At 62.4% G+C, this 13,644-nt stretch carries 12 protein-coding genes and 1 pseudogene; 6 read left to right on the plus strand and 7 right to left on the minus strand.

All coding sequences use genetic code 11. The annotated features are described in order from the left end of the window. Positions 1-6 precede the first annotated feature (6 nt). Positions 7-783 (plus strand): ATP-binding cassette domain-containing protein, encoded by a 777-nt coding sequence (locus tag Tal182_RS27145; protein WP_012490476.1) that lies wholly within the window; start codon positions 7-9, stop codon positions 781-783. Beyond that, complete coding sequence (gene hutH, locus Tal182_RS27150; RefSeq protein WP_085861478.1) at positions 780-2,267, plus strand: histidine ammonia-lyase; 1,488 nt, start codon at positions 780-782, stop codon at positions 2,265-2,267. The genes Tal182_RS27145 and hutH overlap by 4 nt, the downstream gene beginning before the upstream one ends. 8 nt (positions 2,268-2,275) lie before the next feature. Here the strand turns inward: hutH and Tal182_RS27155 are convergent, their stop codons facing one another. Then, positions 2,276-2,818, minus strand: coding sequence for a hypothetical protein (locus Tal182_RS27155; RefSeq protein ID WP_064829249.1), 543 nt, complete (start codon positions 2,816-2,818; stop codon positions 2,276-2,278). 190 nt (positions 2,819-3,008) lie between these two features. On the opposite strand from Tal182_RS27155, the gene Tal182_RS27160 reads away from it, so the two are divergent. After that, complete coding sequence (locus tag Tal182_RS27160; RefSeq protein WP_085861479.1) at positions 3,009-3,743, plus strand: phosphatase PAP2 family protein; 735 nt, start codon at positions 3,009-3,011, stop codon at positions 3,741-3,743. A gap of 61 nt (positions 3,744-3,804) precedes the next feature. Here Tal182_RS27160 and Tal182_RS27165 read toward each other — a convergent pair whose 3' ends face one another. The 5 genes and pseudogenes from Tal182_RS27165 to Tal182_RS27185 form a co-directional block, all read right to left on the minus strand. Then, the gene (locus Tal182_RS27165) at positions 3,805-6,366 is read right to left on the minus strand and encodes an FAD-dependent oxidoreductase (RefSeq protein WP_085861480.1); all 2,562 of its coding nucleotides are present in this window, start codon (positions 6,364-6,366) and stop codon (positions 3,805-3,807) included. A gap of 99 nt (positions 6,367-6,465) precedes the next feature. Next, positions 6,466-6,585: pseudogene (locus Tal182_RS27170) on the minus strand (hypothetical protein); the annotation flags it as partial. A gap of 48 nt (positions 6,586-6,633) precedes the next feature. After that, a complete protein-coding gene (locus Tal182_RS27175) occupies positions 6,634-6,873 on the minus strand; it encodes a hypothetical protein (RefSeq protein ID WP_085861481.1) in 240 nt (79 codons plus the stop codon). Between the two features lie 12 nt (positions 6,874-6,885). Then, complete coding sequence (locus Tal182_RS27180) at positions 6,886-7,146, minus strand: hypothetical protein (RefSeq protein WP_085861482.1); 261 nt, start codon at positions 7,144-7,146, stop codon at positions 6,886-6,888. Further along, positions 7,147-7,464: a hypothetical protein gene (locus Tal182_RS27185; RefSeq protein ID WP_064808180.1), complete on the minus strand. Its 318-nt coding sequence runs from the start codon at positions 7,462-7,464 to the stop codon at positions 7,147-7,149. A 197-nt stretch (positions 7,465-7,661) separates the two neighbouring features. Here Tal182_RS27185 and Tal182_RS27190 point away from each other — a divergent pair, with 197 nt between their 5' ends. Then, positions 7,662-8,723 (plus strand): class I SAM-dependent methyltransferase, encoded by a 1,062-nt coding sequence (locus Tal182_RS27190; RefSeq protein WP_085861483.1) that lies wholly within the window; start codon positions 7,662-7,664, stop codon positions 8,721-8,723. A 23-nt stretch (positions 8,724-8,746) separates the two neighbouring features. On the opposite strand, the gene Tal182_RS27195 is transcribed toward Tal182_RS27190, so the two are convergent. Next, positions 8,747-9,589 carry an AraC family transcriptional regulator gene (locus tag Tal182_RS27195; RefSeq protein ID WP_064808820.1) on the minus strand — a complete coding sequence of 281 codons (843 nt, stop codon included), beginning with the start codon at positions 9,587-9,589 and terminating at the stop codon, positions 8,747-8,749. Positions 9,590-9,833: 244 nt separating this feature from the next. On the opposite strand from Tal182_RS27195, the gene Tal182_RS27200 reads away from it, so the two are divergent. Together Tal182_RS27200 and Tal182_RS27205 are read left to right on the plus strand one after the other, a co-directional pair. Next, entirely contained in the window at positions 9,834-11,300 is a 1,467-nt protein-coding gene (locus Tal182_RS27200; RefSeq protein WP_085861484.1) for an alpha-glucosidase/alpha-galactosidase, read from the plus strand. 124 nt (positions 11,301-11,424) lie between these two features. Beyond that, positions 11,425-13,512, plus strand: a complete 2,088-nt coding sequence (locus tag Tal182_RS27205) for an ABC transporter substrate-binding protein (RefSeq protein ID WP_085861485.1) — start codon at positions 11,425-11,427, stop codon at positions 13,510-13,512. Positions 13,513-13,644 lie beyond the last annotated feature (132 nt).

Below are 13,644 nucleotides of genomic sequence, written 5' to 3' on the forward strand. Positions count from 1 at the left end.
GCAACCATGCCAGGCGTAACCCGACTTTCGGTCCGCAATATCCGCAAGAGCTTCGGCACGCACGAAGTGCTGCGCGGCATTTCCCTCGATGCGGAGGACGGCGATGTGATTTCGCTGCTCGGCGCCTCCGGCTCCGGCAAATCGACCTTTCTGCGCTGTATCAACCTGCTCGAAACCGCCAGCGACGGTGAGATCTGGGTCGATGGCGAGCACATCGAGATGGTTCACAAGAACGGTAAGACAAGACCGGCCAGCCAGAAGCAGGTCGACCATATAAGATCCGAACTCGGCATGGTGTTCCAGTCCTTCAATCTCTGGTCCCATATGACGATCCTGCAGAACGTCATCGAAGGCCCGATCCATGTGCTGAAGCGGCCGCGTGCCGAGTGCATCGCCGAGGCCGAAGCGCTGCTCGAAAAGGTCGGCATCGCGGACAAACGCCATGCCTATCCCGCCCATCTCTCCGGCGGCCAGCAGCAGCGCGCCGCAATCGCCCGCGCGCTGGCGATGAAGCCGAAGGTCATGCTTTTCGACGAGCCGACATCCGCACTCGATCCGGAACTGGTCGGCGAAGTGCTGCGCGTCATGCGCGCGCTTGCCGAGGAAGGCATGACCATGCTCGTCGTCACCCATGAGATGAGCTTTGCCCGCAACGTCTCGAACCGCGTCGTCTTCATGCGCGAAGGGCTGGTCGAAAGCAGCGGCAAGCCGGACGATATGTTCGGCGGCGGCGCGTCGCCGGCTTTCCGCCAGTTCATCGGTCATTTCGGGACAGGCCAATGACGATCACCATCGATAGGGTGCTGACCTGGCGCGATGTCGCGCGGGTCGGGGCAGGGGAGGCGCTTGCGCTGTCGCCGGCCGCCTGGGCGCGGGTCGAGCAGGCAAGCCGGATCGTCGCCAGCATCGTCGAGACGGGCGTGCGCGCTTATGGCGTCAACACCGGCGTCGGAGCGCTCGCCGATACTGTGGTCGACCGGGCCTCGCAGAGCCTGTTGTCGCGCAGCATCGTGCTCAGCCATGCCTGCGGCGTCGGGCCGCTGCTGGCCGGGCGGGAAGTGCGCGCCATCATCGCCGCGCAGATCGCCAATTTCGCCCATGGCCATTCCGGTGTGCGGGGTGAGATCGTCCAGCATCTCACAGCCTTGCTGGAACATGACTGCATTCCCGACGTGCCGTCGAAAGGCTCGGCCGGCTACCTCACCCACAATGCCCATACCGCGCTCGTCCTGATCGGCGAAGGCAGCGCCACGCTCGCCGGTCGGCGCATGAGCGGCCGCGAGGCGCTGGCGGCGATCGGCCTGCAGCCGCTGGTGCTCGGTGCCAAGGAGGGCCTGAGCCTCGTCAACGGTACGGCCTGCGCAACGGGGCTGACCGCCATGGCACTTTTACGCGCCGAACGGCTGCTCGACTGGGCCGATGCCATCGCGGCGCTGACGCTGGAAGCGGCAGGCTGTCAGATCGCCGCCTTCGACGCGGCGGTGCTGGCGCTGCGCCCGTCTGCCGGGATCGAAAAGGTCGGAGCCAGCTTGCGCGCCCGCCTCCAGGGCAGCGGCCTCGTCGCCGCCGCCTTCGGCCGGCGCACCCAGGATGCCCTCAGCCTTCGCTCGGTACCGCATGCCCATGGCGCCGCCCGCGACGTTTTCGACAATTCCGCCCGCATCGCCGATCAGGAACTTGCCTCGGTGACGGACAATCCGGCGGTGTCAGGCACGCCGGAGCAGCCGATCGTTTCCTCCGAGGCGCATGCCGTCGCGCCGGCGCTCGGGCAGGCGGCCGACAGCCTCGCCGTTGCGCTCGCGCAGATCGGCGCGATCAGCGAACGGCGCATGGACCGGCTGGTCAATCCGCTGGTCAGCGGCCTGCCGCCGTTTCTGGCGAGCGATGCCGGCAGCCATTCCGGATTCATGATCGCCCAATATACTGCAGCCGCGCTCAGCAACGACAACCGCCGGCTTGCCGCGCCCGCGGCCATGGACGGCGGCCTGACCTCCGGCCTGCAGGAGGATTTTCTCGCCCATCCGACGGCGGCCGCCGGCAAGCTGCTCGCCGTCATCGACAATGCCGAATATATCTTGGCGATCGAGCTGATGGCCGCGGCCCAGGCGCATGATTTCCTGGCGGCAACCGCGCCGCGGGCGGCAGGCACGGATCTCCTCTATCAAGCCGTGCGTGAACATGTGGCTCATTATGGCGACGAGCGGCCGCTGAACGGCGATATCGAGACCGTACGCAATCTGATCCGCGAGACAGCGCCGGCTGTCTAGGCGAGTCGTCAGAAAGGTTTACTGGTTGCCGAATCCTGCTTGGCCGGCTCGCTGGCCTCGAGCCGTTTGAGGCACTGGGCGAAGGTTGGATAGAGCTGGTCCACCCGCGAAAGCGGCAGGGTCCAGTCGCCTTCGTCGCCGGCAAAGGTCAATTGCACGTCAGGCGTTCCGGCAAAGGAATTCTTGATGATCTTCTTCAGTCCGCCGCTGCCCTTGCTGCCCTTGGGCCAGAGGCGAAGCGTGTTCTTGTCGAAGAATTCGGCGGCGACCACCTTCGTTGCCGCTCGATCGGTCAGCGTCACCTCGGTCGTGGTGCCGGTGGGAATGTCCCACGTGTTCTTCGAGACCAGCCAGAAGGTTTCGGTGGTGCTCTGACGGAATTCCATCGTCTTGCCCAGTTCGCTGTCCCACAGCAGCCGGCAGTAGGCAGGGTGCTCGCTGGCAAAGCCGACCGACCATTGCCTTGCGCCGCCCATCCATTCGGTCTCGCCGAAGGCCGAGACCGGCGGCAGGACGGCTGCCATCAGAACCATCGCGGTCAGAATTTTCATCGCCGAAACCTCTCCAGGTCAATCGCTCCAGCGATAGCAAAAGAAGGTTGAGCTTTTGCTACCGGGCCGCCGGGATGGGCAGCGGATGCCATTATGAACACGCCTCAAATGTCGCAAGGTCTTGAATTTGCGGCTCACCTTGCCGATCTGGCGGAGAGCGGCATGATAAGAAGGGAGTTCGAACTCAAGGATGAGCGAGGTTCAACAACGTGGATTTTGGGCGAGACTCGGCGCATATGAACCGCTGACATTGATCACCATGGCATCAATCGCCGGCGGGCTGTTCGTGCTGCAGCGGCTGACGAGCGAGGTGCTCGAAGGCGAGACGCTCCGTTTCGACGAAACGATCCTGCTGGCGTTGCGACGGCCAGGTGAGCTTGGCGTGCCGATCGGCCCCGGCTGGCTGACGCATGCCGTCGGCGACATCACCAGTCTCGGTGGCATCACCGTTCTCTCGCTGATGACCGTTCTCGTGACAGTCTATCTCTTGCTTGACCGGCGCTGGCCGATCGCGATCTTCGTCTTTTCCTCGGTGCTGACAGGATGGCTGGCGAGCACGACGCTGAAAATCCTGGTCGCGAGGCCGCGCCCCGATGTCGTGCCGCATCTCGTCGAGGTCAGCGATCTCAGTTTTCCCTCGGGCCATGCGATGGTTTCGGCGGTGACCTATCTGACGCTGGGCGCGCTCTTAGCCCGCACGCAGCGTTACCGCTCGACGCGGATCTTCGTCATGGCCGCTGGCGTTTTCCTCGCCGTCATCATCGGCTTGAGCCGGATCTATCTCGGCGTTCACTATCCCACCGACGTCTTCGCCGGATGGTGTGCGGGCGCCCTCTGGGCGCTCGGCTGCTGGCTGATCTCGAAACGATTCGTCCCGAGCAGAGCCCCGGGCGATGGCCTCGAAAACGGCAATGGCGACGGGTGACTAGGACATAGGCTTAGAACGACTGTGGCGCCCGCATGGGGCGCCACAGGGATTTCAGCGCTTAAGTGCGCGGCTTCAGGTTTTCCGGGTCGTAGATCGGCTTGTAGCCGACGCCGACGACTTCCACCGGATAGGTCTCGGCGAAGTATTCGACATTCAGCTTGCGTCCGACCTGGCAGTAGGACCAGGGCAGATAGGCGAGCGCAATGTTCTTGCCGACCGTCGGTCCGTAAGCGATCGAGGTCGTGTAGGAGCGGCGGCCGAGCTGGTCGACCAGGACCTCGCCGGTGGCGGGATCGACGACCGGCAGGTTGCCGAGCGGATAACGCTTGACGCCCGACTTGTCGGTATTCTCGGTCATCACAAGCGTGCAGAGCATGGCCGGCTGGTGTTCACGCGCCTTGTATTCGAGATGTTTTGCCTTGCCGCGGAAATCGGCTTCCTTGACCTTCGGACGGGCGAGATCGGCTTCGATCAGGTTGTACTGGGTCAGGAGGTCGGCGTTCTGCAGGCGCAGGCTCTTTTCCATGCGGCGCGAGTTTGCATAGGTCTCGACGCCGAAGGCCATCACGCCGGTCGAGCGCAGCGCGTCCCAGACGGCGAGGCCGTCTTCGTACTTCATGTGCAGTTCCCAGCCCTGCTCGCCGACATAGGAGATGCGGAAGGCGGTGACCGTCTTGCCTGATATTTCGATCGGCTTGATGGCTGCGAAGGCGAAGTTTTCCTGATCGAGCCCGGCCGGATCGGCCACGACCTTCTTCAGCGTTTCGCGCGCGTTCGGACCCCAGATGCCGACCGTCACGAATTTTTCCGAGACGTCGGTGATCGTCACGTCAAGGCCGCGATCCTGGGCGACGCGTCTCATATAGTGCAGGTCGCGCGGGCCGGCATCGGCGCCGTTGACGAGACGGCAGCGGTCGGCCATGCGGAAGACGGTGAAGTCGGCGCGGACCATGCCTTCGTCGTCGAGGAAATGGGTGTAGACGCCCTTGCCGATATTGGCATCGCCGCCGACCTTGGCGGCGCACAGCCACTCCATCAGTTCGACATGGTCAGGTCCCTCGATATCGACCATGTGGAAGTGGCTGAGATTGACGATGCCGCAATCCTCGCTCATCGCCAGATGCTCGGCATTCGACACGCGCCAGAAATGGCGGTTGTCCCATTCGTTCTCGCGGACCGGCACGCGGTCGCCGTATTTCTCCAGCAGGTGCTCGTTGGCGGCATAGCCGTGCGCACGCTCCCAGCCGCCCAGTTCCATGAAGTAGCCGCCCAGCTCCTTTTCGCGCTCGTAGAAGGGCGAGCGCTTGGCGTTGCGGCCGGATAGATAGGGTTCGCGGGTATGAACGGCCGGGAAATAGATCTTCTGCGCGGCTTCGTAGCAGCGGCCTTCGATGAATTCTTCGGTCAACTGGTGCGGATAGAAGCGGGCGTAGTCGATGCTATTGTGGTCGATTTCGGTGCGGCCGTCGGTCATCCAGTCGGCGATCAGCTTGCCGTAGCCCGGGCCGTCCTTGACCCAGATGGCAACGCAATACCAGAGGCCGCGCACCTTCTGGCTCTCGCCGCAGGACGGCCCGCCGGCGGCGGAAACCTGCAGCAGGCCGTTGAAGGAGTGGCCTTCGTTATAGCCGAGTTCGCCGAGGATCGGCGTCAGTTCCATGGCACGCTCGAGCGGCTCGAGGATCTGTTCCATCTCGAGATCGCGCTGCGAGGGCGAAAGGCGGGCTTCGTGTTTTTCGAGAAGCTCGCGCGGATGGCACATGCGCGGATTGTTGGCTTCGTAATAGCCCCACTCGATCTGGCCGCCCTCGGTCGTCGCAGGGTCGCCGGTATCGCGCATATAGGCGGAGTTGCCCTGGTCGCGCAGCAGCGGGAAGCCGATTTCCTTGCCGGTGCCTTCGAACTCGTTATAGGGGCCGAAGAAGGTGAGCGGGTGATCGACCGGCATGACCGGCAGGTCTTCGCCGACCATCTCGGCGATCAGGCGTCCCCAGAGGCCGGCGCAGACGATGACGTGGTCGGCCATGATCGTGCCGCGATGGGTGACGACGCCCTTGATGCGGCCGCCTTCGACGATCAGCGACTTCGCCGGCGTGTTGCCGAACACCTGCAGCTTGCCGGCCTTTTCGGCGGCATCGACCAGCTTGCCGGCGACGGTCTGCGAGCGCGGGATGACGAGGCCGGCATCCGGATCGAAGAGGCCGCCCATCACCTGATCTTCCTCGATCAGCGGGAATTTTTCCTTGATCTCGGCAGGGCTGACATAATGGGCGCGCGTGCCGAAAGCGCGGGCCGAGGACAGCTTGCGCTTGATTTCCTCCATCCAGGCATCGTCGCCGGTGCGCGCCACTTCGAGGCCGCCGATGCGGGCGTAATGGCCCATCTTCTCGTAGAAATCGATCGAATATTGCGTCGTCCAGACCGACAGATAGTCGTGGCTGGTGGTGTAACAGAAGTCCGAGGCATGGGCTGTGGAGCCGATATCGGTCGGGATGCCCGACTTGTCGATGCCGACGATATCGTCCCATCCGCGCTCGACGAGATGGTGCGCGATGGAGGCGCCGACGATGCCGCCGAGCCCGATGATGACGACCTTTGCCTTTTCCGGAAATGCTGCCACGTGCTGTTCCTTCTATTTCCGCACGAATTAAAACTACCTAGCCGCGCTTGGCTTACGCTTCGCGTGAGATGCAGGAGCCATGTCAGCCTCGTGAGCGTGTCACATTTGCCGAAGCTGCAAAACCCCAGACCTCTCCCTCTCGAAGCTGGATAAGCCATTATGCATAAGGCTCACAATCGTCATTGGTCCTACGCCGTCGAGTAACGGCGTAATTGCGCCAGTCCGGATCGGGCTGAAGTTATTCCAGACAGAGCTCGCACGCCCCCGTCACGGTGCTGAAATCGCCTCGAGCCGGTCGATGTCCCCCAACACGATATCTTCGGAAACAGGTTCGCGATTGTGAAGGCGGAACCATTCGGCGGCGTCACGCACGCGGTCCCCGTGCGGCGCGGGATAGGCGCCCAGCCGGAGAACCCACTCGCGCACGGTCTCGCGCTCCATCCGCCCGGCTCGGTATCGCTCGCAGACGGTTTTCGCCTCGGCGACGAGATCATTGATGCTTTTCATGGGGGCCGCCCTTCAATGCACGGAAGGTTCTTCATCGTCGAGGAAGGATCGGATGCCGTCCCGCTCCACGACTGCCAGGAATTCGTCGAAGGCCTCCCGGTCGGTCGCAAAGGGCTCCTCCCAGCGGATCAGATCCTCCGCTTGGGTGACGACTTCCATCGTCCAGTCCTCATTGCTGCCGGAGGTTCGAAAGATGTCGACGAGGACCGTTACTCCGTCATCGGTGAATTCCCCTGCCAATTCGGAGTGCTCAAGCTTCTGTTTCTTTGCCATTCAACCGCCAGCGCCGGGAGGGGCGTCGTTTTTCAGATATTCTTCATATTGAACCGTCTCGGTCTCGTCAGTGTCTATAGAAGCCGATGCAGGTCTTGCCAAGCGAACGCCGGCGCCGCCGCCATTCTCCGGGATGAAAAGCACGCCGGCGTCTTCCAGGGCGCGCTTGACATGCCGCAGCGTTCGCTCGTCCGGAAAAAGCCTCTCGGCCTCGAAGCCGGCAATCGTCGCCTTGGTTACCTCGGAGGCTGCGGACAGATCCTGCTTGGACCAGGCGATGAGAGCACGCGCGGCGCGGCACTGGGCTGGAGACAGCATGAATATCCACCTGGCATTGAGACTCTGATCTGGCTCTGGGGCAGCACTATGAAGATGTGAGCGCGCCCGAAGAAAGCAAGCCCATGAAATTGCTGCGACCTTTGATGCGCACCCTCATTGGGCGATCGTCAGGGTTGATTGACTGCACATCAGCAAAGTCTAATTTAAGGCTCCCTTATCACGCCCGGGAGGTAACGATGCGTGAGCCAGATATGCAGAAACTCGATGCGCTCGTCGGCCGTCTCGTCGGCGATGTCGGCGCCGCCGTGTCAGGGGCCTTGGTCGTGCTTGGCGACAAGGTGGGGCTGTTCAAGGCGATGGCCGACGGGAAGCCGATGAGCGTTGAGCAGATCGCCGCCAAAACCGGCATCAAGGAGCGCTATGTCAGGGAATGGCTGAGCGCCCAGGCGGCTGCGGATTATATCGTTTACGACGAAAAGACCGATCGTTTCAGCATGACGGCGGAACAGGCGATGGTCTTTGCCGAGGAAAACAGCCCGGCCTTCTTCGTCGGCGCCTTCGAAGTGGTGCAATCCATGTGGATGGATGAGCCGAAGGTTGCCGACGCTTTCCGCACCGGCAAAGGCCTCGGCTGGCATGAACACAGCACCTGCCTGTTCCGCGGAACCGAACGGTTCTTTCGCCCGGGCTACAACAGCCATCTCGTCGACGAATGGATTCCGGCTGTTGCCGGCATGGAGGAAAAGCTCAAGGCGGGCGCCAACGTCGCCGATGTCGGCTGCGGTCACGGCGCATCGACCATCTTGATGGCGCAGGCCTATCCCGCCTCGCGTTTCACCGGCTTCGACTATCACGGTCCATCGATCGAAAGAGCGAAGGCTGCCGCGAAAGAAGCTGGCGTCGCCGATCGCGTCACCTTCGAGCAAGGCAGGGCGGCCGAGTTTCCGGGAGGTAGCTATGACATGGTCGCCATGTTCGACTGCCTGCACGACATGGGCGATCCCGTCGGCGCCGGCCGGCACGTCAAGGAGACGCTGGCCCCGGACGGAACGTGGCTCATCGTCGAACCCTTTGCCCACGACCACCTGAAGGACAATCTCAACCCGGTCGGCCGCGTCTATTACGGCGCCTCGACGATGATCTGCACGCCGGCATCGCTCTCCCAGGAGGTGGGGCTGGGGCTCGGGGCGCAGGCGGGAGAAATGAGGCTGCGCAAGGTGGCGCTCGACGCCGGCTTCACGCATTTCCGCCGCGCCACTGAAACCCCGTTCAACATGGTGTTCGAGGTCCGGGCCTGAAGGCACCGGCTCCGGGGATGAAGCTATTTCGGCCTGCCGATGCTGGCATACATGCCTGTCGTGCGGAATTCGGTGGGATTGGTGCCGTAGACGCGGCGGAAGACCTTCGAGAAATAGTTGGCGTCCTCGAAGCCGCACATGATGGCGACTTCCTTGACCGGCAGGAAGTCCGCCTTGGTCAGAAGCTTGACGGCGCGCTGCAGCCGCTGCTGCAGCACGAATTCGGCCGGCGGCACGCCCTCGCTCTCGGCGAAACTGCGGGAGAAATGCGCGCGGCTGAGGCCGACGATGGCGGCGAGTTCATTAACCGGCAGCGGCTTGTCGAGATTGGCGTTGATGTGGTCGATGACAGGCTGCATCGGGCTGAGCTCGGCGGCAAAGGCCGGTGAGTTGAAGACGTCGTCATAAAGCGCCATCGCCGCTTCATAGGCGATTGCCGAGGCCGCACCCGGCGAAGCCGCGCCCTTGACGAGGCGCAGGCTGCAATCGGCGAGATGATCGATGGTCGCAGGCTGCAGCTTCAAGACCGGGCCGGCGGTGGAGAGCACCAGCTGATGGATGCGCAGCGTCTCCTCGCCATTCATCGAGATCCAGAAATACTCCCAGCGCTCGCCCTTCTCCAGCCAGTAGCGGTGATTGTGCGGCACGAGCACCAAGAGCGTGTCGCCGCCCTGGAGGCGATAATTGCGATTCAAATAGCGTAGCCGGCCGCTGCCGCTGATCGTGTGCTGTAGCACGGTGAACGGAGTCTGGCCGCGTTTTCGGCCGTCCCAGTCATAGGTCTCGTTCTCCCGCACTTCGTAGCCGGCGCTGGTCGGCATGGCGTGCAGACGCTGGCGTCCGCGGGGCAGCGAAACCGTCCTCATCGACTGTCCGTTGGCGATCAAATCCTGCAGCACAAAATTACCCCTGAAAGCATAATCCTTCTCTGGTCGGCCTGCCGAATTCGGGCATAATCCCGCTCAACAAAACGAGGAGAACGCGGCCGATACAGCGGCCGGGAGGAAAACAGGCAGGTTTTACGGCTCTTTCAACCACATGCGCCGGCATGCGGCCTGATCCCTCACAACCATATTTTCTCTAGCATTCCATCGGGTCGAGGTGAAGATCATGAGTTTCAAAATCGCTATCATCGGTGCGGGCAGCGTCGGTTTCACCAAGAAGCTGTTCACCGACATATTGTGCGTTCCGGAGTTCCGCGACGTCGAATTTGCGCTGACCGATCTCAGCGAACACAATCTGGAAATGATCAAGGCGATCCTCGACCGCATCGTCGAGTCGAACAAGCTGCCGACCAAGGTGACGGCGACGACCAACCGGCGCCAGGCGCTGGAAGGCGCACGCTACATCATCAGCTGTGTCCGCGTCGGCGGGCTCGAGGCCTATGCCGACGATATCAGAATTCCGCTGAAATACGGCATCGACCAGTGCGTCGGCGATACGATCTGCGCCGGCGGCATTCTCTACGGCCAGCGCAACATCCCCGTCATTCTCGATTTCTGCAAGGATATCAGGGAGGTCGCCGAGCCGGGCGCGAAATTCCTGAACTATGCCAATCCGATGGCGATGAACACCTGGGCGGCGATCGAATACGGCAAGGTCGATACTGTCGGCCTCTGCCACGGCGTCCAGCACGGCGCCGAACAGATCGCCGAGGTGCTCGGCGCCAAGTCGGTGCGCGAGCTCGATTACATCTGCTCCGGCATCAACCACCAGACCTGGTTCATCGATCTGCGCCTCAACGGCCGTAAGATCGGCAAGGACGAACTGGTCGCCGCCTTCGAGGCGCATCCCGTCTATTCGCAGCAGGAGAAACTGCGCATCGACGTGCTGAAGCGGTTCGGCGTCTATTCCACCGAAAGCAACGGTCATCTCTCGGAATACCTGCCCTGGTACCGCAAGCGGCCGGAGGAAATCACCCGCTGGATCGACATGTCCGACTGGATCCACGGCGAGACCGGCGGCTATCTCCGCCACTCCACCGAAACCCGCAACTGGTTCGAGACGGAATTCCCGCAGTTCCTCGAATCCGCCTCCAAGCCGATCGATCCGGCCAGGCGCTCGAACGAACATGCCAGCCACATCCTGGAAGGGCTGGAGACGAACCGGGTCTATCGCGGCCATTTCAATGTCAAGAACAATGGCGTCATCACCAACCTGCCGTCCGATGCGATCATCGAATCGCCCGGCTTCGTCGATCGCTTCGGCATCAACATGGTCTCGGGCGTCACCCTGCCGGAAGCCTGCGCTGCCACCTGCATCGCCTCGATCAACGTCCAGCGCATGTCGGTGCACGCCGCCATCTCGGGCGATATCGACCTCTTGAAGCTTGCCGTGCTGCACGATCCGCTGGTTGGCGCCGTCTCGACGCCGGAGGAGGTCTGGCAGATGGTCGACGAGATGGTCGTTGCCCAGGCGCGCTGGCTGCCGCAATATGCCGATGCCGTGCCGGCCGCCAAGGAGCGGCTGTCGAAATCGAAGGTGCAGACCCGCGATTGGGCGGGGGCGGCGCGCCGCAACGTCCGCTCGATCGAGGAGCTGCGTGCGGAAAAGGCGGCGCTGAAACAGGCCGTCTGATTTTTTCGTGGAAGATGGGTCGTCATGGGTTTCCGGGAGGGAAATCCATGACATCAAACCTGCTTTCACATCGTGCGAGGAACAGGAGCCCGCGTGACCGCGCTCCGAAACAGAGGGAGAAACGATGATGAATTTCCGCAAAACAAGCATTCTGGCCGGACTGGCGCTCGGCGTCTCAGTCATGGCGTTGAATGCCTACGCCTCCGAGGCGACCGTTCCGCCGGTGCCGCCGGAATTCCCGGCCGAAGGCAAGATCAACTATGTCGCGCGCGACTCCATCCTGGAGTTCAAGGCGCTGCCCGAATATCACGAGCCCGACTGGGTCACCAAGAATTTCGTCTCCAGCGGCAAGCTGCCGGCGGTCAAAGACCGGCTGCCGAAGGAGCCGCTGGTCTTCAAGACGGGCAATATGCCCGACGGCATCGGCGTTTACGGCGATACGATGCGCCATGTCATCGGCGGCCGGCCGGAAGGCTGGAATTACGGCGCCGGCCAGACGCAGGGCTGGGGCGGCATCGACATCGGCCTGTCCGAATGCCTGACGCGCACCGCGCCGCTCTTCCAGGTGAAGGCCCAGGATACCGAGCCGCTGCCGAACCTTGCCAAGAGCTGGGACTGGTCGGAGGACGGCCATAAGCTGACCATGCACCTGATCGAAGGTGCCAAGTGGTCCGACGGTGCGCCGTTCAACGCCGACGACATCATGTTCTACTGGGAAGACGAGGTCATCGATCCCAACGTCTCGCCGCTTGGCGGCGGCGCTTCGCCCGAGGCCTTCGGTGTCGGCACCACGCTGAAGAAGATCGACGATTACACCGTCGAGTGGACCTTCAAGGAAGCCTTCCCTAAGCAATATCTCTACACGATGGCCTACCCGAACTTCTGCCCGGGTCCGTCGCATATCCTGAAACCCCAGCATCCGAAATATTCGAAGAACACCTACGACCAGTTCAAGAACGCCTTCCCGCCGGAGTTCATGAACATGCCTGTGATGGGCGCCTGGGTGCCGGTGGAATATCGCCCTGACGACATCATCGTCCTGCGCCGCAATCCCTATTACTGGAAGGTCGACGAAAAGGGCAATCAGCTGCCTTATCTCAATGAGCTGCACTACAAGCTCTCGACCTGGGCCGACCGCGACGTTCAGGCCGTGGCCGGATCCGCCGATTTCTCCAATCTCGAGCAGCCGGAAAACTTCGTCGCATCGCTGAAGCGCGCTGCGGAAAAGACCGCGCCCGCCCGCCTTGCCTTCGGCCCGCGCCTGATCGGTTATAACCTGCGCATGAACTTCTCCGCCAATGGCTGGGGCAACCCCGACGAGCGCGGTCAGGCAATCCGAGAGCTCAACCGCAACGAGGACTTCCGCAAGGCCGTCAGCATGGCGCTGGATCGCAAGGCGATCGGCGACTCGCTGGTCAAGGGGCCGTTTACGGCGATCTATCCGGGCGGACTTTCCTCCGGCACCAGCTTCTACGACCGCAACTCCACCGTCTACTATCCCTTCGATCTCAAGGGCGCCAAGGCGGAACTCGCCAAAGCCGGCCTCAAGGATACCGATGGCAACGGCATCGTGAACTTCCCGGCCGGCACGGCGGGCGGCAAGGATGTCGAAATCGTCATGCTGATCAACAATCAGTACACGACCGACAAGAGCCTTGCCGAAGGTGTCGTCGGCCAGATGGAAAAGCTCGGCCTGAAGATCGTCATCAATGCGCTCGACGGCGCCAAGCGTGACGATGCCCATTATGCCGGCCGCTTCGATTGGCTGATCCAGCGCAACACGACGGAGCTGTCGTCGGTGGTACAGAATACCGAGCAGCTTGCCCCCGTCGGTCCGCGCACCAGCTGGCATCATCGCGCCGGCAAGGACGACAAGCTCGATCTGATGCCGTTCGAACAGGAACTTGTCGACGTCGTCAACAAGTTCACCACCAGCCAGAACAATGACGAGCGCGTCGATCTGATGAAGCAGTATCAGAAGATCTCGACCGAACACGTCAACACGGTGGGACTGACGGAATATCCCGGCGCCCTGATCATCAACAAGCGCTTCTCCAATGTGCCCCAGGGAACGCCGATCTTCATGTTCAACTGGGCTGAAGATTCGGTGATCCGCGAACGCCTGTGGGTGGCTGCCGACAAGCAGGGAAAATACGAGCTGTTCCCCGAGCAGCTGCCCGGCAAGCCTGGCGACAAGGGCCCGACCAACTGAGGCCCGATCAATTAAGGCTTGTCGCCTGAAACCAAGAGCTGATGCGCGTCGCATCCGATGCGACGCGCGGGAAAAGTTCCCTCCCAGCTGAAGTGAGTTCCGGGCCGCGCGTGCCGCGCGCGGCCTGATATG

The sequence above is a fragment of the Rhizobium sp. TAL182 genome (genome assembly GCF_002117725.1).
Taxonomy (GTDB): domain Bacteria; phylum Pseudomonadota; class Alphaproteobacteria; order Rhizobiales; family Rhizobiaceae; genus Rhizobium; species Rhizobium esperanzae.

What these genes read in the sequence shown, in the direction of transcription:
- Tal182_RS27200 (WP_085861484.1), top strand. Translation starts at nt 9,834, where the DNA reads ATGAGTTTCAAAATCGCTATCATCGGTGCGGGCAGCGTCGGTTTCACC.
- Tal182_RS27180 (WP_085861482.1), bottom strand. Translation starts at nt 7,146, where the DNA reads ATGGCAAAGAAACAGAAGCTTGAGCACTCCGAATTGGCAGGGGAATTC.
- Tal182_RS27195 (WP_064808820.1), bottom strand. Translation starts at nt 9,589, where the DNA reads ATGAGGACGGTTTCGCTGCCCCGCGGACGCCAGCGTCTGCACGCCATG.
- hutH (WP_085861478.1), top strand. Translation starts at nt 780, where the DNA reads ATGACGATCACCATCGATAGGGTGCTGACCTGGCGCGATGTCGCGCGG.
- Tal182_RS27145 (WP_012490476.1), top strand. Translation starts at nt 7, where the DNA reads ATGCCAGGCGTAACCCGACTTTCGGTCCGCAATATCCGCAAGAGCTTC.
- Tal182_RS27155 (WP_064829249.1), bottom strand. Translation starts at nt 2,818, where the DNA reads ATGAAAATTCTGACCGCGATGGTTCTGATGGCAGCCGTCCTGCCGCCG.
- Tal182_RS27185 (WP_064808180.1), bottom strand. Translation starts at nt 7,464, where the DNA reads ATGCTGTCTCCAGCCCAGTGCCGCGCCGCGCGTGCTCTCATCGCCTGG.
- Tal182_RS27190 (WP_085861483.1), top strand. Translation starts at nt 7,662, where the DNA reads ATGCGTGAGCCAGATATGCAGAAACTCGATGCGCTCGTCGGCCGTCTC.
- Tal182_RS27175 (WP_085861481.1), bottom strand. Translation starts at nt 6,873, where the DNA reads ATGAAAAGCATCAATGATCTCGTCGCCGAGGCGAAAACCGTCTGCGAG.
- Tal182_RS27160 (WP_085861479.1), top strand. Translation starts at nt 3,009, where the DNA reads ATGAGCGAGGTTCAACAACGTGGATTTTGGGCGAGACTCGGCGCATAT.
- Tal182_RS27205 (WP_085861485.1), top strand. Translation starts at nt 11,425, where the DNA reads ATGATGAATTTCCGCAAAACAAGCATTCTGGCCGGACTGGCGCTCGGC.